Annotated in this window: 16 protein-coding genes; 13 read left to right on the top strand and 3 right to left on the bottom strand. The window is 73.2% G+C overall.

Annotated features, from left to right (window positions below; all coding sequences use genetic code 11):
- Positions 1-382 precede the first annotated feature (382 nt).
- The 8 genes from ACFV8H_RS34065 (at position 383) to ACFV8H_RS34030 (ending at position 9,717) form a co-directional block, all read left to right on the top strand.
- Complete coding sequence (locus ACFV8H_RS34065) at positions 383-1,573, top strand: ROK family transcriptional regulator (RefSeq protein WP_380407634.1); 1,191 nt, start codon at positions 383-385, stop codon at positions 1,571-1,573.
- 121 nt (positions 1,574-1,694) lie between these two features.
- Positions 1,695-3,050 (top strand): ABC transporter substrate-binding protein, encoded by a 1,356-nt coding sequence (locus ACFV8H_RS34060; RefSeq protein WP_380407632.1) that lies wholly within the window; start codon positions 1,695-1,697, stop codon positions 3,048-3,050.
- Positions 3,051-3,074: 24 nt separating this feature from the next.
- Positions 3,075-4,073, top strand: coding sequence for a carbohydrate ABC transporter permease (locus ACFV8H_RS34055; RefSeq protein WP_380407630.1), 999 nt, complete (start codon positions 3,075-3,077; stop codon positions 4,071-4,073).
- Between the two features lie 20 nt (positions 4,074-4,093).
- Entirely contained in the window at positions 4,094-4,996 is a 903-nt protein-coding gene (locus ACFV8H_RS34050) for a carbohydrate ABC transporter permease (RefSeq protein ID WP_380407628.1), read from the top strand.
- Positions 4,996-6,285 (top strand): 6-phospho-beta-glucosidase, encoded by a 1,290-nt coding sequence (locus ACFV8H_RS34045; protein ID WP_380407626.1) that lies wholly within the window; start codon positions 4,996-4,998, stop codon positions 6,283-6,285. The genes ACFV8H_RS34050 and ACFV8H_RS34045 overlap by 1 nt, the downstream gene beginning before the upstream one ends.
- Before the next feature lie 83 nt (positions 6,286-6,368).
- Positions 6,369-7,388: an N-acetylglucosamine kinase gene (locus ACFV8H_RS34040; RefSeq protein ID WP_380407624.1), complete on the top strand. Its 1,020-nt coding sequence runs from the start codon at positions 6,369-6,371 to the stop codon at positions 7,386-7,388.
- 176 nt (positions 7,389-7,564) lie between these two features.
- Positions 7,565-8,254 carry a hypothetical protein gene (locus ACFV8H_RS34035; protein WP_380407623.1) on the top strand — a complete coding sequence of 230 codons (690 nt, stop codon included), beginning with the start codon at positions 7,565-7,567 and terminating at the stop codon, positions 8,252-8,254.
- A gap of 353 nt (positions 8,255-8,607) precedes the next feature.
- The gene (locus tag ACFV8H_RS34030) at positions 8,608-9,717 is read left to right on the top strand and encodes a hypothetical protein (RefSeq protein WP_380407621.1); all 1,110 of its coding nucleotides are present in this window, start codon (positions 8,608-8,610) and stop codon (positions 9,715-9,717) included.
- A 271-nt stretch (positions 9,718-9,988) separates the two neighbouring features.
- Here the strand turns inward: ACFV8H_RS34030 and ACFV8H_RS34025 are convergent, their stop codons facing one another.
- Both ACFV8H_RS34025 and ACFV8H_RS34020 read right to left on the bottom strand, forming a co-directional pair.
- Positions 9,989-10,645, bottom strand: a complete 657-nt coding sequence (locus tag ACFV8H_RS34025) for a response regulator (RefSeq protein WP_380407619.1) — start codon at positions 10,643-10,645, stop codon at positions 9,989-9,991.
- The gene (locus ACFV8H_RS34020; protein WP_380407617.1) at positions 10,642-11,853 is read right to left on the bottom strand and encodes a sensor histidine kinase; all 1,212 of its coding nucleotides are present in this window, start codon (positions 11,851-11,853) and stop codon (positions 10,642-10,644) included. Before ACFV8H_RS34020 ends, ACFV8H_RS34025 begins: the two co-directional genes overlap by 4 nt.
- A 134-nt stretch (positions 11,854-11,987) precedes the next feature.
- Here ACFV8H_RS34020 and ACFV8H_RS34015 point away from each other — a divergent pair, with 134 nt between their 5' ends.
- Together ACFV8H_RS34015 and ACFV8H_RS34010 are read left to right on the top strand one after the other, a co-directional pair.
- Positions 11,988-12,899 carry an ABC transporter ATP-binding protein gene (locus tag ACFV8H_RS34015; RefSeq protein ID WP_380407615.1) on the top strand — a complete coding sequence of 304 codons (912 nt, stop codon included), beginning with the start codon at positions 11,988-11,990 and terminating at the stop codon, positions 12,897-12,899.
- The gene (locus tag ACFV8H_RS34010; RefSeq protein ID WP_380407613.1) at positions 12,896-13,756 is read left to right on the top strand and encodes an ABC transporter permease subunit; all 861 of its coding nucleotides are present in this window, start codon (positions 12,896-12,898) and stop codon (positions 13,754-13,756) included. The genes ACFV8H_RS34015 and ACFV8H_RS34010 overlap by 4 nt, the downstream gene beginning before the upstream one ends.
- 55 nt (positions 13,757-13,811) lie before the next feature.
- Here the strand turns inward: ACFV8H_RS34010 and ACFV8H_RS34005 are convergent, their stop codons facing one another.
- Complete coding sequence (locus tag ACFV8H_RS34005) at positions 13,812-14,585, bottom strand: tyrosine-protein phosphatase (RefSeq protein WP_380407611.1); 774 nt, start codon at positions 14,583-14,585, stop codon at positions 13,812-13,814.
- A gap of 169 nt (positions 14,586-14,754) precedes the next feature.
- Here ACFV8H_RS34005 and ACFV8H_RS34000 point away from each other — a divergent pair, with 169 nt between their 5' ends.
- The 3 genes from ACFV8H_RS34000 to ACFV8H_RS33990 all read left to right on the top strand — a co-directional run bounded on the left by ACFV8H_RS34000 (position 14,755) and on the right by ACFV8H_RS33990 (position 17,807).
- Complete coding sequence (locus tag ACFV8H_RS34000) at positions 14,755-15,555, top strand: GntR family transcriptional regulator (RefSeq protein WP_380407610.1); 801 nt, start codon at positions 14,755-14,757, stop codon at positions 15,553-15,555.
- Positions 15,556-15,666: 111 nt separating this feature from the next.
- Positions 15,667-16,782 (top strand): PucR family transcriptional regulator, encoded by a 1,116-nt coding sequence (locus tag ACFV8H_RS33995; protein ID WP_380407608.1) that lies wholly within the window; start codon positions 15,667-15,669, stop codon positions 16,780-16,782.
- 227 nt (positions 16,783-17,009) lie between these two features.
- Complete coding sequence (locus ACFV8H_RS33990; RefSeq protein ID WP_380407606.1) at positions 17,010-17,807, top strand: hypothetical protein; 798 nt, start codon at positions 17,010-17,012, stop codon at positions 17,805-17,807.
- Positions 17,808-17,869: the final 62 nt, after the last annotated feature.

The raw sequence follows: 17,869 nt of genomic DNA, 5'->3' as shown, positions 1-17,869 counted from the left end.
ATACCTGCCACCCCAAACCTACACCGCACGACCCCTAAACACCCCCCCCCCAATTACTCTCGTTTACCCGGGGTTCCGCCCCGCGGCCCCCCGCGGCACGACACCCAGCTTCTCCTCTTTCCTTCTTGGTACGGCGGCATCCTCATCGGAGGAGGCCGCCGCGCCTGAATTCAGCGGCTGGGCACAGGCAGATGGTTTCTCCATCCAGTCCCGCGCCCGCTGGGGTGGGGGCGGGGCCCGCCGTGGGTCCGGTAACGCTTCGGCATCCGAGGGTGTGGGGGGCATTGACACTGTGCTGACGGGGATCGTACGGTCCTGTTCCGAGCGACTGGAAAGTTTCCTAACAGTTCACGCAGGGGCGGCGGAAGGGGAGGATCCCGGCATGACCAAGAGCACCGCCAAGGCTCCACTCGCCGGTACGCCGAGCCTGTTGCGCGCCATCAACGACCGGGCCGCGCTGGAACTGCTGCTGGAGAACGGGCCGTTGTCCCGGACGCAGATCGGCGCGTTGACCGGGTTGTCGAAGCCGACGGCCTCGCAGCTGCTGTCCCGGCTGGAGGCGGCCGGGCTGGTGCTGCCGGTCGGGACGACGGAGGGTGGGCCGGGGCCCAACGCGCAGCTGTACCAGGTGAATCCGGCGGCCGGGTACGTGGCCGGGCTGGACGTCACCAACAGCGGGATCCGGGTCGCCGTCGCCGACATCACCGGCAACACGCTGACCGAGCACGCCGTGTCGACCAAGGGCGTCCCGGCCGCCGGGACGGTGCCGCGGGTGGCCGCGGCCGTCGCCGAGGCGGTGCGCGCCGCCGGGGTGCCCGCGGGGGGCCTGCGGACGGTCGCGATCGGGCTCGGCGGTGCGCCGGACCCGGTCACCGGGAAGCTGCGCTACGCCTCGCACCTGCCCGGTTGGCACTCCCCGCGACTGGTGGAGGAGCTGACCGGGGCGATCGGCGCGCCGGTGTCGATCGAGAACGACGTGAACCTGGCCGCAGTCGCCGAGCAGGTCTCCGGTGCAGCGGCCGGCTTCGAGGACTTCGTCCTGCTCTGGGCCGAGTCGGGGGTCGGTGCCGCGGTCGTGATCGCCGGGCGGCTGCACCGCGGCTTCACCGGCGGCGCCGGGGAGGTCGGCTACATGCCGGTGCCCGGCTCGCCGGTCGAGTGGGACGCCCGCCGCCGCAAGTTCGGCGGCTTCCAGGACCAGGTCGGGGCGGTCGCCGTCCGGACCCTGGCCCGCGAGCACGGGCTCGGCGCGCCCACCGCCGAGGAGTCGGTCGCCAAGGCCCTGGAGACCCCGGGTGCCGGCGACGCGTTCCTCACCGAACTGGCCGGGCGGCTCGCCGTCGGGCTGTCCGTGATCGTCGCCGTGGTCGACCCCCAGCTGGTGGTCCTCTCCGGCGCGGTGCCGAACGCGGGCGGCGAACGCCTGCGCGCGCTCGTCGAGGACGAACTGGCCCGGGTCTGCCACGCCCGGCCGGAGATCCGCAGCAGTGCCCTGTCCGGCTCGCCCGTCCTGCTCGGCGCCCTGCAACGGGCCCTCACGGACGCCCGTGAGGCGGTCTTCTCCACCCACTAGCGCGCTCCCCCCTGCTCCCCGCTCCCGCTCCCCAAGACGCCCTGCACCCACCTCTCCCCCAACCCCTACGCGGGCCCCGAGGCAATGACGCCTGTCCGCGCACCCCCAGGAGGACCTCGAAGTGCACGCCACCCCCTCCCGCAGAGGCCGCCGCACCGTCGCCGCCGTCGCCGGCAGCGCCGTCCTGGCCCTGCTCGCCTCCGCCTGCACCGGTTCCAGCGAGTCCGGCGGCAACGACGACTCCGCCAGCGGCAAGGACGTCACCATCACCTTCTGGCACGGCTGGAGCCAGGACAACGAGGTGAAGGCGATCAACGACACCATCGCCGCCTTCGAGAAGGCCCACCCCAACATCCACGTCAAGCCGGTCGGCAACGTCGCGGACGACAAGGTCAACCAGGCCCTGCGGGCCGGCGGGGACGACGCGCCGGACGTGGTGTCCTCCTTCACCACCAACAACGTCGGCATGTTCTGCTCGACGAAGGCGTTCGTCGACCTCAAGCCCCAGCTGCAGAAGAGCGGCATCGACGCGGCCAAGACCTTCCCGGCCGCGATGCTCAACTACACCCAGTTCCAGGGCAACCAGTGCTCGCTGCCGCTGCTCGGCGACGCGTACGGCCTGTACTACAACAAGAAGGCCTTCGCCGCGGCCGGCATCTCCGCCCCGCCGAAGACCTTCAGCGAGTTCGCCGCGGACGCCAAGGCGCTGACGGTCGCCGACGGCGACTCGTACAAGCAGCTCGGCTTCATGCCGCTGTACCACGGCTACGAGTCCACCACCGAGCACTTCCTCGGCCAGTACGGCGCCACCTACTTCGGCGCCGACGGCAAGTCGAACCTGGCCGCCGACCCCAAGGTCGCCGCGGTGCTCGACTGGCAGAAGGGCCTGGTCGACCAGCTCGGCGGCTACGCCAAGCTGGAGAAGTACCGCGCCACCTTCGGCGAGGAGTTCAGCGCCAAGAACCCCTTCCACACCGGTCAGGTCGCGATGGCCATCGACGGTGAGTGGCGGACCGCCTCGCTCGCCGAGAACAAGCCCGACTTCGACTGGGCCACCGCGCCGTTCCCGGTGCCGGACGACCAGGCCGACACCTACGGCCGCGGCTACCAGACCGGCACCATCGTCGGCATCGCCAGCACCAGCAAGAAGCAGACCGCGGCCTGGGAGTTCGTGAAGTTCCTGACCACCGACACGGACGCCGTGGTCAACTTCGCCAACGCCATCCACAACGTGCCGAGCACCTTCGACGCGCTGAGCTCGCCGAAGCTGGTCAGCGACCCGAACTTCAAGACCTTCCTGGACGTCGCCAAGAACCCGAACTCGGGCACCACCCCGGCCAGCGTCAACGGCGGCGCCTACATCGTCTCGCTGCAGAACCTCGGCTACGACTACGAGTCCGGCAAGCAGACCGACCTCAAGGCGGGCCTCGCCGCCACGGCCAAGCAGGTCGACACCGACATCGCCCAGGCGAAGTAGCGGGAACGGTCCACGGAGCTCCCCATGTCAATCGCGTTCGGCACCCGCAAGGGCGTCGCGACCACCGACCCGGCGACGCCCTCCACGCAGCAGCTGCTGCGCCGGAAGCGCCGCCGGGAGGCGGCCCGCACCCTCGCCTTCCTCTCCCCCTGGCTGATCGGGTTCAGCGTCTTCTTCGTCTACCCGCTGGTCTCCACCGCCTACTTCTCCTTCACCCGGTACAACGGCATCGGCGCCGCGACCTTCAACGGCCTCAAGAACTGGGACTACGTCCTCAACCAGCTGCCGACCTTCTGGCAGGGCCTGCGCAACACCCTGTGGCTGGTGCTGATCATGGTGTCGCTGCGGGTCGCCTTCGGGCTCGGCATCGGGATGCTGATCACCAAGGTCAAGACCGGCGCGGGCTTCTTCCGCACCGTCTTCTACCTGCCTTACCTGGCCCCGCCGGTGGCCGCCACCGTCGCCTTCGCCTTCCTGCTCAACCCGGGCACCGGCCCGCTGAACCACCTGCTCGGCGAGCTCGGCCTGCCGCAGCCCGGCTGGTTCGCCGACCCGGACTGGTCCAAGCCCGCGCTCACCCTGCTCGCCATGTGGGGCATCGGCGACCTGATGGTCATCTTCATGGCCTCGCTGCTGGACGTCCCCAAGGAGCAGTACGAGGCGGCCGAACTGGACGGCGCCGGCCCGGTCCAGCGGTTCCGGTACGTCACGCTGCCGAACATCTCGCCGATCATCATGTTCGCGGTGGTCACCGGGGTCATCCAGACCATGCAGTACTACACCCAGGCGATCGTCGCCGGGAAGGTCGCCAGCGGCATCGCGGGCAACTCCGGCCAGCAGTTCGAACCCGGCTACCCCCAGGGCTCCACCTGGACCCTGCCCCAGATGGTCTACAACCTCGGCTTCCAGCACTTCAACTACGGCGCGGCCTGCGCCGTCGCCATGGTGCTGTTCGTCATCTCGATGGCCGTCACCTCGATCCTGCTCCGCCGCAAGTCCGGCTTCATGGCGAGCGACGACTAGCGGACAGTGAGGACCCGACCATGACTCTCAGCTCCACGCTCCCGAAGCCCCCCGCGGGCGCCTCCCGCACCGGCACCGCGGCCGCCCGCGCCGCCCGGCGCCGCGCGCTGCTCAACTGGGTGGCGGTGCACTCGCTGGCGATCGCCGCCGCGCTGTTCTTCCTGCTGCCCTTCGTCTTCGTCTTCCTCACCTCGGTGATGAACGACCAGCAGGCGCTCACCACCGACTACTGGCCCACCTCCTGGAACTGGGGCAACTACGGCCAGGTCTGGAACACCCCCGGCTTCCTCACCTGGTGGCGCAACACCCTGGTGTACGCCTGCGCCGGCACCCTGCTGACCGTCGTCTCCAGCCTGCCGGTCGCCTACGCGCTCGCCAAGTTCCGCTTCCGCGGCCGCAACCTGGCCCTGATGGCCGTCATCGCGATGATGATGCTGCCGCCGCAGGTCACCGTCATCCCGATGTTCCTGTTCTGGACCAAGCAGCTGGGCCTCGGCGGCTCGCTCTGGCCGCTGATCATCCCGATGGCCTTCGGCGACGCCTTCTCGATCTTCCTGCTGCGCCAGTTCCTGCTGACCATCCCCAAGGAGTACCTGGAGGCCGCCCGGATCGACGGCTGCGGCGACCTGCGCACCCTGCTGCGGGTCGTGCTGCCGATGGCCAAGCCGGCCATCGCCGCCGTCGCCCTGTTCCAGTTCTTCTACTGCTGGAACGACTACTTCGGCCCGCAGATCTACGCCAGCAACAACCAGCAGGCCTGGACGCTCAGTTACGGCCTGGAGTCGTTCAAGGCCGCCCACCACACCAACTGGAACCTCACCATGGCCGCCACCCTGCTGGTGATGGCACCGGTGATCGTCCTCTTCTTCTTCGCACAGAAGGCCTTCATCGAAGGCGTGACACTGACAGGGGTCAAGGGCTGATGTCCGCACTCAAGTTGGCCATCGTCGGCGGCGGTTCGACGTACACCCCGGAGCTGATCGACGGCTTCGCCCGGCTGCGCGACACCCTGCCGGTCGGCGAACTGGTCCTGATCGACCCGGCCGCCGAGCGGCTGGAGCTGATCGGCGGGCTGGCCCGGCGGATCTTCGCCAAGCAGGGGCACTCCGCCACCGTCACCGTCACCACCGACCTGGCGGCGGGCGTCGCCGACGCCGACGCCGTCCTGCTCCAGCTGCGGGTCGGCGGCCAGGCCGCGCGCGACAAGGACGAGACCTGGCCGCTGGAGTGCGGCTGCGTCGGCCAGGAGACCACCGGCGCGGGCGGGCTGGCCAAGGCGCTGCGCACCGTGCCGGTCGTCCTGGACATCGCCGAGCAGGTCCGCCGCACCAATCCGGACGCCTGGATCGTCGACTTCACCAACCCGGTCGGCATCGTCACCCGGGCCCTGCAGAGCGCCGGGCACAAGGCCGTCGGACTGTGCAACGTCGCCATCGGCTTCCAGCGCAAGTTCGCCGGGCACCTGGGGGTGGACCCGGAGCTGGTCCGGCTGGACCACGTCGGGCTCAACCACCTCACCTGGGAGCGCGGGGTCACCCTGCTGGACGGCCCGGGGGCCGCCGGCGGCCGCGAGGTGCTGCCGGAACTGCTGCGGGACTTCGGCAAGGAGATCGCCGAGGACCTCCACCTGCCGCAGGCCTTCGTGCAGCGGCTCGGCGTGGTTCCCTCCTACTACCTGCGCTACTTCTACCAGCACGACGCGGTGGTCGAGGAGCTCAGGGTGCAGGGCTCACGGGCCGCCCAGGTCGCCGAGATCGAACGGCAGTTGCTGGAGCTGTACGCCGACCCGGCCCTCGACACCAAGCCGGAACTGCTCGGCAAGCGCGGCGGGGCCTTCTACTCGGAGGCCGCCGTCCAGCTGATCGCCGCCCTGCTCGGCACCGGCGGCGGGACCTCCGTCCAGGTCGTCAACACCCGCAACGACGGGGTGCTGCCGTTCCTGCCGGACGACGCCGTCATCGAGGTGCCCGCCGAGGTGGACGCCCGCGGCGTGCGGCCGCTGCCGCAGCGGCCGGTCGAGCCGCTGTTCGCCGGCCTGGTCGCCGCCGTCACCTCGTACGAGCACCTCGCGCTCGACGCCGCCCTGCGCGGCGGCCGCGACCGGGTCTTCGACGCCCTGCTCGCGCACCCGCTGGTCGGCCAGATCGAACTCGCCGACCGGCTCACGGACCGGCTGCTCGCCCACAACCGCGAGCACCTCTCCTGGGCCTGAGAGCCCTCACCGGGCCCCCCGCGTGGGGGCCCGGTCCCCGGCCGGAGCTCGCGGCCGGGCCACGTACGAGCCGCGGGGACCTGATGACCCACCAGCCCGAACCACTCCTGCCCGGCGTCCTCGCCATCGACGCGGGCAACTCCAAGACCGACGTCGCCCTGATCGGCGCCGACGGCACCGTCCGCGGCACCGCCCGCGGCGGCGGCTTCGCCCCGCAGAAGATCGGCGGCGCGGCGGCCGTGGCGGGCCTCGCCCCGCTGGTCGAGGAGGCCGCCGCGGCGGCCGGATTCCCGTCCTTCCGCGGCGTGCTGACCAGCCACGTCAGCGCCTGCCTGGCCAACGCCGACCTCCCGGTGGAGGAGGAGGCGCTGCGCGCGGCCCTGGAATCGCACCCGTGGGGGCTCAGCAACACCGTCGTCAACGACACCTTCGGCCTGCTGCGGGCCGGCACCGACGGCCCGCGCGGGGTCGCGGTGGTCTGCGGCGCCGGGATCAACTGCGTCGGGCTGCTGCCGGACGGGCGCACCGCCCGCTTCCCGGCGCTCGGCGAGCTCACCGGCGACTGGGGCGGCGGCGGCGGACTGGCCGCCAGCAGCATGTGGCACGCCGTCCGCGCGGAGGACGGGCGCGGCGGGCCCACCGGGCTCGCCCCGGCCATCGCCGAGCACTTCGGCCTGCCCAGCGCCGGAGCCGTCGCCGAGGCCGTCCACCTCGGGCACCTGCCGGCCACCCGGCTGCACGAGATCGTCCGGGTGCTGTTCGCGGTCGCGAACGACGGGGACGCCGTCGCCCGGGAGCTGATCGACCGGCAGGCCGACGAGATCGTCCGGCTGGCCGTGGTCGCCCTCGGCCGGCTGGACCTGCTGGACTCCGCCACCCCGGTGGTGCTCGGCGGCGGGGTGCTCGCCTCCCGGCAGCCGCTGCTGCTCGACAACCTGCGGGAGCGGCTGGCCCGGGCCGCGCCGCTGGCCGAGCCGCGGGTGGTCGTCGCGCCGCCGGTGCTGGGCGCCGCGCTGCTCGGGCTGGACCACCTGGGCGTGGACGCGGCCGCGCAGGCGCGGGTGCGCGGGGCGTACGAGGCGCAGCCGGCGGTCACGGTCTGACGCCTGACGCCTGACGCCTGACGCCTGACGCCTAGCGTCCGACACCTGGCGCCTGCTCCCCCGAACCTCCCGCCCCCACCGGACCCGCACGTCCGGCGGGGGCGGGAACCGTACGGTGCGCGCCGCTCGTGGTACCCGGGTACCGACCACCACCGCCGCCCGGGGAGACTTGTGTCATGGCCGTGCCCCGTACCCTCCTCGCCGCCGCCGCCCTGACCGGACTCGCCCTGGCCGGACTCACCGGCTGCACCCCCGCGGACTCCCGCCCGACGGTGACCGCCGCCTCCTCGGCCGAGGCCCTCGCCGACGAGGGCCTGGACGACCCGCTGCTGGACGGCGATGACGACTTCGCCGACGAGGAGGCCTACGCCGCCACCGGCACCGCCGCGGGCACCGTCGCCGCCGCACCCGGCGCGCCCGTCGACCCCGCCCCGGAGTGCACCGCGCCCGCCCTGCGGCCCGGCCACCAGGTGCTGGTCGTGGTCGCCGCCGGCCCGGCCGAACTCACCGCCCAGCCCGCCCGGTTCGCCTGCACCCCGCCCCGCTACGAGGCCACCGGCTCCCCCGTCCACTACGGCTTCGCGGCGGCCGGCGTCACCGCCACCCTGGTCGACCGCCCGCGCGGGGAGAGCGCGCGGCCCGTCCACCTGGACGAACTGGTCACCCACCTCAACGACTGCCTGGCCGAACGCGACCCGGCCGACCCGTACGGCTGCCACGGCAACGCCTACGACGTCGTGCTGGACTCGCACGGGCGGATCATGCGCATCACGGAGGTCCAGGGCACGGAGCTCCAGGGCGCGGACGTCCAGGGCACCGACGTCCAGGGCACGGAAGACCCGGAGGTCGAGGGCGCGCAGCGCTGAGCCGGGCGGCGGGCCGGGCCGCCATACGGTGTAGAAGGCCCCTTCAACTGTTGAGACATGTCTTCGTCAAGCGCGTCAACAAGCTTTCAACTGCTGATTTTTGACGTTCAATACCTCTTCCGGGGCCGCTCTTGGGGCTGGTCTTACTCCCGGCGTCGTTGACCCGGTTTCCGCGGCGGTGCTTTGCTTCCCGCCGTCGGCAGTGAACCGGTCCCCCATCCCCGTTTCACCGACCGCCCCTGACGGGCGGTCGGTGGACACCGGCCTGCCGTCGTCGCTCCTCCCCATTTGTCCCCCACGGTGTCGCCGCGCCCCCACCGGCGTGCGGTCGGCATGAGAGAGGAACCCTCACGATGGGCATCTCCCCCACTTCCCGCCGGGCACGGGTCCGGGCCCTGACCGGGCTCAGCGCGCTGGCGCTGGCCGCCACCGGCTTCGCCGCCGCGCCGGCCGCCCAGGCCGACCAGCCGGGCAGCGAGTTCGCCGGGCAGTCCCACCCGTACCGGCACGGCACCGTCCCGACCAAGGAGGCCGCCGAGCACGCCAACGCCGCCTCCGCGGCCGCGAGCCGCACCACCAACCTCAAGTACGGCGGCGGGGTCGACGGCATCGGCGTCACCACCGGCGCCCCGAAGGTGTACGTGGTCTTCTGGGGCTCCCAGTGGGGCACCGCGGGCACCGACGCCAACGGCTACACCACGCTGTCCGGCGACCCGTCCGGCGAGGCCGTCCGGGTGCAGCAGCTGTACAAGGGCCTCGGCACCAACAGCGAGACCTGGTCCGGCGTCATGACCCAGTACTGCGAGGGCGTCGCCAAGGGCGCCACCACCTGCGGCTCCACCGCCGCGCACGTCGGCTACCCGACCGGCGGCGCGCTGGCCGGGGTCTGGGTGGACAACTCGGCCACCGCCCCGGGCCAGGCCACCGGCAACCAGATCGCCAACGAGGCCGTCAAGGCCGCCGGGCACTTCGGCAACACCACCGCGGCCGCCAACCGCAACGTGCAGTACGTGGTGCTCTCGCCGACCGGCACCCACCCGGACGGCTTCAACACCTCGACCGGCAACTTCTGCGCCTGGCACGACTGGAACGGCGACACCACGCTGACCGGCGGCGCGGCCACCTCCCCCTACGGCGACGTGGCGTTCAGCAACGACCCGTACGTGACCGACATGGGCACCTCCTGCGGCCAGAACTACGTCAACAGCGGCAGTGCGGGCCTGCTGGACGGCGTGACCATGGTGTTCGGCCACGAGTACGCGGAGACGGTCACCGACCAGAACCCGGCCGGCGGCTGGACCGACTCCTCCGGCTCGGAGAACGCCGACAAGTGCGCCTGGAAGGGCGTCGGCGGCACCGGCGGCTCGCAGAACGTGGCGTTCGCGACCGGCTCGTTCGCGATGCAGGGGACCTGGTCGAACGCGGTCAGCGGGTGCCAGATCTCGCACGCGATCGTCCACTGAGCGGTCGGGCACTGAGCGATCGCCCACTGAGCGGTCGGGCATTGAGCGGTCGTCCACCGACCGCCGTCGCCTGAACACCTACGAACGCCGTCCCCCGAGCAGCGTGGGGCAGCTCGGGAGCTGACGGGACCGACGGATCGGACGGGCCGGAGGGGTCTTGTGCCCTGACGATCCGGTACGGGGGAAGCGCCGGGGCGGGCTGTGCGGGCCCGCTCCGGCGCTTCGCGCTGTCCGGGGCCGGACTCCGGGGCCGGGCCCTGGGGCGTCACCGTCACGACGGCGCGACGAGCCCGAACTCGTAGGCGTGGATGACCAGGTGGACCCGGTCCCGGGCACCCAGCTTGGTGAACAGCCGGGCGACGTGCGCCTTGGCGGTGGCCACGCTGATGGTGAGTTCCTCGGCGATCTCCGTGTTGGACAGGCCGCGGCCGACCAGGGTGAGCACCTCGCGTTCGCGTCCGGTGATGCCCTCGGCGGACGTCCGCGGCCGGGCGGCCGTGTCCGGGCGGGCGGCGAACTCGCCGATCAGCCGGCGGGTGATGCCCGGCGCGAGCAGGGCGTCCCCGGCGGCGACCACCCGGACGCCGTCCAGGATGGTCTCCAGGGCGAGGTCCTTGACCAGGAAGCCGCTCGCCCCGGCGCGCAGCGCGCCGTACACGTAGTCGTCGTCGTCGAAGGTGGTCAGGACCAGTACGTGGGTGGGCAGGTCCGGGTCGGCGAGGATCCGGCGGGTGGCCTCGATGCCGTCCATGCCGGGCATCCGGATGTCCATCACGGCGACGTCCGGGCGCAGTCGGGCGACCACGTCGACGGCCTCGGCGCCGTTGCCGGCCTCGCCGACCACCTCCAGGTCGGGGGCGTCGGCGATGAGCACGCGCAGGCCGGTGCGGATGAGCGGCTGGTCGTCGACCAGGACGACGCGGATCACGGTCCCACCTCCAGGGGAGTCGGTTCGGGGCTCCCGGCGGGCACGGCCGGGAGCGGCAGCAGGGCGGCCACCCGGAAACCGCCGCCGGGGCGCGGGCCGGCGCTGAACTCGCCGTCCAGCAGGGCGACCCGCTCGCGCATCCCGGCCAGGCCGTAGCCGGTGCCGGGGGTGGCGGTGGGCGTGCCGGCGCCGAGGTCGACGACGGTGACGGCGAGGTGCTCGGGCGCGTACGCGACGGTGACGTGGCAGTCCCGGGTGCCGGAGTGCTTGACCACGTTGGTGACCGCCTCCTGGACGATCCGGTACGCGGCGAGGTCCACCTCGGGCGGCAGCGCCCGGGCCTCGCCGCTGCGGCTGATCGCGACCCGCACCCCGGCGCCGGCCGCCTTCTCCCGCATCCGCTCCAACTCGTCCAGCCCGGGGGCCACTTCGAGCGGTGCGGACTCGCCCTCGCCCTGCCGCAGCGCGCCGAGCATCCGGCGCAGCCCGGCCAGGGTCTCCCGGCTGGTGGCCTCGATGGCGTTCAGCGCGTTGCGGGTCTCGGCGGGCTGGGTGTCCATGACCCGGCTGCCCATGCCCGCCTGGATCGCGATGATGCCGATGTTGTGGGCCACCATGTCGTGCAACTCGCGGGCGATCCGCAGTCGTTCGGCGGTGACGGCCTGCTCGGCGGCGCGGCCGCGCAGCGCCTCGGTGTGGGCGCGGCCCTGGCGGACGGTGTTGCCGATCAGCCAGGCGATCAGGACGGTCGCGGCGATGCCCAGGTAGGCGTACGGGTTCACCGGGTAGCCGTTGACGGCACCCCAGGCGAACAGCGTGGCGAGCACGGTCAGCGGCATCGCCACCGCGATCGTCGAGAGCAGGCGGGAGCGGGTGACCACGCAGTAGCCGACCACCGCCTCGGCGATCAGGAACTGCACCGGCGCCGTCGCCGTGACCGTCCACATCCCGAGCGAGAAGACGCCGCCCGCCAGCGCGGCCGCGACCGCCGCCAGCGGCAGCCGCACCAGCAGGAAGGCGACCAGGGTGGTGACCACGGCGGTGACCACCATGGCCATGTCCTCGGTGTTGCCGTCGTAGTCGAAGAGGTGGCTCAACTCGTTGTCCCGGGTGAAGAACCGGAACACCACGATGGACGTCCAGAACGCCGCCACCCACACGCCCGCGGGCAGGCGCCTGAGCAGCGGCGGGCGGGGTTCGGTGATCATGACGCGATGGTAGCGGCGGGCCGTCGGGCGGCGCATCGGCCCGCGGGCGTAATCCCCGGGGCGGGGGCCGCCGCTCCCGGTTGTGGCCCGCCGCCCGATGCCCGATCACGCCCCCGACCGGCAGCGTTGTCCCCGTGATCGAGATCGAGCGACTGACCAAGCGGTACGGCGCCACCACGGCCGTCGACCAGTTGACCTTCACCGTCCGGCCGGGCACCGTCACCGGCTTCCTGGGGCCCAACGGCGCGGGCAAGTCCACCACCCTGCGCATGGTCCTGGGCCTCAACACCCCCACCGCGGGCGCCGTCACCGTCGACGGGGTGCCGTTCGCCGGCCGCCCGCGCGGCCTGCGGCACGTCGGCGCCCTGCTGGACGCCGGGGACGTGCACGGCGGCCGCAGTGCCCGGGCCCACCTGTCCGCACTGGCCCGCAGCAACCGGATCCCGCTCGGCCGGGTGGCCGAGGTGCTCGCCGAGGTCGGCCTCGGCAAGGCCGCGGACCGGCGGATCGGCGGCTACTCGCTGGGCATGAAGCAGCGCCTGGGCATCGCCGGGGCCCTGCTCGGCGACCCGCCCGTACTGCTCTTCGACGAGCCCCTCAACGGCCTCGACCCCGAGGGCGTGCTCTGGGTGCGCGGCCTGTTCCGCCGCCTCGCCGACGAGGGCCGCACCGTCTTCGTCTCCAGCCACATGATGGCCGAGATGGAGCACACCGCCGACCGGCTGGTGGTGATCGGCCGCGGCCGCCTGATCGCCGACGAGAGCCTGGTCGAGTTCTCGGCCCGGTACGCGGAGTCGAGCGTGGCCGTCCGGGCACCGGAACTCGCCCAGCTGGTACCGGTGTTGCGCGCCGAGGGAGCCGAAGTCGGCCTGCCGGACCCGCAGTTCGGTGTCGTCACCGGGATGACCGCGGCCCGGATCGGTGAACTCGCGCTGCGCCACGGCGTGGTGCTGCACGAGCTGGCCACCCGGACGTCGTCCCTGGAGTCGGCGTTCATGTCCCTGACCGCCGACAGCGTCGAGTACCTGGCAGGAGAGAGCCGATGAGCACCACGACCCTGATCCGCACCGAGAGCGCCCGCTCGACGGAACCCGCGCCCCGGTTCACCGACCTGCTCGCCGCCGAGTGGATCAAACTGCGCTCGCTGCGGTCGACGTACTGGGTGCTGGCCCTGGCCTCGCTGGTCGCGATCGGGATCAACCTGAACGCCGTCCACTCCGACCTGACGTACATCGACCACCCGCCGCGGCCGATGCCCGGCTTCCCGCCGTACCGGTACGACGCGCTCTACCACAGCCTCAGCAGCATCGCCTGCTACCTGATGGCGATCGCGGCCGGCAGCCTCGGCGCGATCACCGTGTTCGGCGAGTACACCACCGGCATGATCCGCACCACCTTCGCGGCCGTGCCCGACCGGCGCGGGGTGATCGCCGCCAAGGTGCTGCTGGTCGGCGGGATCACCGCGCTGGCCGGGGCGGTGGTGTCCACGGTGTCCTTCTTCGGCGGCAACGCGATGCTGGCCTCCCGGCACGTCGGGCTCTCCATCACCGAAGGGGTCAGCCTCCAGGCCGTCCTCGCCTACGCGGCGATCGTGCCGGTCTGCGCGCTGATCGGGATGGCCCTGGGCGCCGTGCTGCGGCACGCCACCGCCTCGATCGTCTCCCTGGTGCTGCTGTTCTTCATCCTGCCGCTGATGTTCGGCGGGGACCGCTACCGCTGGCTGCACGAGATCGGCGCCCACCTGCCGATGGACACCGTCAACCTGCTCACCTACAACCCCGACTCCTCGACCACGATCAGCAAGTGGGCGCCGAGCGTGCTGGACTCCTGGATCACCATGGGGGTGTGGGCGGTCGTCTCGGTCGCGGTGACGGTGGTCGTGGTGCGGCGCCGGGACGTCTGACACCCCCTCCGGCGGCCCCGGACCCGACCCCTCCCCGTGCCCGTCCCCGTCCCCGTCAGGGTGCGGGGACTGCGGGCACCGCCGCCTTGCTGCGGAAGGCCGCGAGGGTGGCGGCCGGGACGCCGCAGGCGGGGAGGAAGGCCTCGGCGCCGCCGTGGCGGGTGCGGACGTGGCCGAGGAAGACGGACATCGCCTCGGCCGGGGCCTGGAGCAGCGGGGCGGGGATGGTGAGGGTGCGGCCCTCGGAGTCGGTGACGCGGGTGGCGGCGCCCCGGTCGTTGAGGGCGGTGCGGTGGCGCTCGGCGAGGTTGGCGAAGATCTGCGGGAGGGCCTCGGCGGTGCGGGCGTAGTCCTCGACGATCCGGTCGGCGGGGACGCCGAGGAGGTCGAGCAGCAGGGCGGTGAGCAGGCCGGTGCGGTCCTTGCCGGCAGCGCAGTGCAGCAGGACGGCGCCGGGGCGGGTGGTGGCCTCGACGGCGGCGGCGACGGCCTCGGGGGCGGATTCGGCGAGCAGCAGGTAGAACTCGCCGAGGTCGGCGGCGGTGGTCATGGTCGCCATGTGGGCGGTGAGGGCGTCGGTGGCCGGGTTCACCGGGGCGGCGACCACGGCTATCCCGGCGGCCTCGGCGGCGGCCCAGTCGTCGGGCCGGGTCTCGCGGGGGTCGCGCAGGTCGACGACGGTGCGGATGTCGCAGGCGCGCAGCTGGGCGACGACGGCCTCGTCGGCGGCCGGGAAGGGCTGGGCGGAGCGGTACAGCACGCCGGGGCGGATCCGCAGGCCCTCCGGGTCGCTGAGGACGGCGGAGTCGCGGAAGTTGACCAGGGACATGCGAGGGCCTTTCGGTGAAGCCGCACACGGGAGGGCTGAACGTCCAGTAGGACATCTAGACGTCTAGATGTCCAATTCCCCCGGCGGGTACGGGGCACACCTCCATCCCACCGCCGCCGGCCCGCCACGGCGACCCGGGGCGGGGCCCTCGGCTTCGTAGGATCGGTCCGTGGCGACGAACCCCCCGAGCACTCCCCCAGGCACTCCCCCGAGCACTCCCGAGAACCAGCAGAGCACCCCGGTCTACCGCCGGCTGGCCCGCCGGCTCCAGGACCGGATCGACGCGGGCGGCTACCCCGCGGGCGCCCGGCTGCCGAGCGAGCCGGAGCTGAGCGCCGAGTTCGGCGTGAACCGGCTGACCGTGCGGCAGGCCGTCGCGGAGCTGGAGCGGGCCGCGGTGGTGGAGATCCGCCGGGGCGTGGGCACCTTCGTCCGCCCGCCCGCCGTCCGGGTCTCGATCGCGGTGGACCCGCGCAGCCAGCGCTTCGACCTGGGCAGCGTGCACGAGGCCGTGCCGGCGGGTCACGGCGACGGCGAGTTCGTGGTGGCCGCCCCGCCGGTGACCGGCTCGGCCGAGGACGAGGAGGCGGCCCGCCAGCTGGGCCGGGCGCCGGGCGAGCTGCACCGGCTGGACTCGGTGATCCGCCTCGGCGGCCGGGCCCGGGCGGCGTGCAGCTACTGGGTGCCGTTCGGTCCGCTGCCCGCCGAGCTGGTGCGGCCCGGCCACGCCGGGAACCTGGTGCTGGACCTGGCCCGGGCGGCCGGGGTGGAGCTGGAGTACGACTGGCGGGCCTTCGGTGCGATCGGCGCGGACCTCGCGGACGCCGAGCTGCTGGGCGTCCCGGCGGGCACCCCGCTGCTGGTCCGCGAGGGGGTCAGCTGCACCCCGGACGGCACCCCGGCGCTGTACGTCCGGCGCCGGATCGACGGCAGCAGCGCGCGCTTCGTGCTGCACTTCCGCGAGCGGTAGGGCGCGCCCCGCGCCGCAGGGGCGGAACCCGGCGGACACGGCTCCCGGGCGTATGGATCCTGATAACGTTCAGCGCCGAAATCGCAGGCCACACGGGGGTTGGCAGTAACGGTGAACGAGACGGACGAGTGCGACATACCGAACGAGCTGGCCGAGGCGTACCTCGCCCTGCTCGCCGACACCTCCCGCACCGGGCGCCTGCCCCGCCGGGACGAGCTGGAGGCGCTGCGCCGACTCGGTGAGCAGTGCGCCGAGGCCGGGTACGGGCTGCGCGAGGTGGTCTCGCACTGCCTGGCGGCGGCCCGGCGGGCCTGGCAGACGCTGCCGGGGACGGCCGCCGCGAGCAGTGTCGGCGAACTGCGCCGGACCGGTGACGCGGTGCTGGCCGCCACCGACGCCGCGCTGGCCGCGCTGGGCGAGGGCCACGAGCGCTCCCAGCGCCTGGCGGTCCGTCAAGAAGAGGCGGCCCGAAGGGAGTTCATCGACGACCTGCTGCACGGCCGCAGCGACCTGGGGCTGCTCGCCGAGCGCGCGGAGCGGTTCGGGCTGCGACTGGCGGGCGCGTACACGGTGGCGGTGGCGGTGGGCGACGAGCCGTTCGTGGACGTGCACCCGATGCTGCACCGGGTGGAGCGGGAGCTGACCGGGCGGTTCGGCGAGCGGGACGTCCTGCTCGCCAGCAAGGACGGCCGGCTGGTGTGCATCGCCCCGGACTCCGAGCGGGCCGTGCTGGAGGCCTTCGCCGAGCTGGCGCTGCGCCCCGGGCCCGGCCACCGGCCGGTGCGGCGGGTGGCGACCGGCCGCCGGCACTCGGGGGCGAGCGGGGTGCTGCGCAGTTACGACGAGGCGCTGGACGCGCTGGACTACGCGCAGCGACTGGGTTTGTCGGCCCGTCAGTTGAAGGCCGAGGAGCTGCTGGTGTTCCCGGTGCTGATGCGCGACCGGGCGGCGATGGCCGACCTGGTGCGCAGCGTCCTCGGCCCGCTGACCGAGGCGCGCGGCGGGGCCCGGCCGTTGCTGGACACCATCGCGGTGCAGGCGGAGGCGGCGTACGTGAACGCGGAGGCGGCGCGCCGGCTGGGGCTGAGCGTGCGCACCCTCGGCTACCGCCTGGAGCGGATCAAGGCGCTCACGGGCTACGACCCCTCGGACGCGTTGCAGCGCTTCACCCTGGAGACGGCGGCGATGGGCGCACGACTGCTGAACTGGCCGGAACAGCCGCTGTAGCGCGCCCGCACCCCGCCTTCCGTGGCGCGTCTCCCCTCCCGCCGAAACCCCGGGTGACCTGCTCAGGGCCGTTCTGTTGCCCGACCGTCACAGTGTCACGGGCAGCGCGCGCACCAGGGTGTCAAAAGGCCGTAAAGATTGCCGGATCCTGGCAATGTGCGGAAGCCCCGCCCGCTGCCATGATCTCTGCGGCGCCGATGCTCGGTGCCGGGGGAAAGGCGGGGGGCATGGCCGGGACGGGGGAATTCTTCGCGGCCGCGCTGGCCTTTCCGACGGCGCTGTTCAGCTTCGCGCTGGTGGTGGTCGTCGGGTACTGGCTGCTGATGCTGATCGGCGGCCTGGGGTTCGACGCCGTGCACGGGGGGCACGGCGTCGGGCACCACCCGGGTGCCGGGCACGCCGGACATGTGGGCCCGGCGGGTCACGTCGGACACGGTGCCGGGGGGCACGGTGCCGGGGGGCACGGTGCCGGGGGGAACATGGCCCACGGGGCGTCCGGCGGGCACGGCGCCGGTGGGGGGACCGGCGACGGGGGGACCGCCGGCGGAGCCCACGGCACGGGCCACCACGGGGGCGTGCTGGACGCGCTGGGGCTGGGCGGGGTACCCGCGACGGTGGCGGTGTCGCTGCTGGTCGCGCTCGCCTGGTTCGTCAGCCTGTCCGGCACCGTCCTCACCTCCGGGGCACCGGCGCGCGGTGGCGTGTTCGTCGTCGCGCTGGTCGCCTCCTGGGCGGGCACCCGGGTGCTCGTCCGGCCGCTGCGGCGGCTGTTCCCCGAGGACCGGCCGGTCACCCGCGGCGACTTCGTCGGCCGGGTCTGCGTGATCCGCACCGGCCGGGTGACGGCCGACTTCGGACAGGCCGAGGTGACCGCCGGGGACGGCTCCACCGCCACCGTGCAGGTCCGCACCCCGCAGGCGGAACCGGAGCTCACCGCCGGGCGCACCGCACTGATCTACGACTACGACGCGGACGGCGAGCACTTCCTGGTCGCGCCGTTCGACCCGTCCCCGCCGGGCCTCTGACGCCTCGTCAGCACAGCTTCCCCGTCAACCACTTCGCACCACCATCCCGTCAAAGGACTCCG

The organism is Kitasatospora sp. NPDC059827 (assembly GCF_042731675.1).
Taxonomy (GTDB): domain Bacteria; phylum Actinomycetota; class Actinomycetes; order Streptomycetales; family Streptomycetaceae; genus Kitasatospora.
This window is presented reverse-complemented; position numbering and strand designations above follow the sequence as displayed.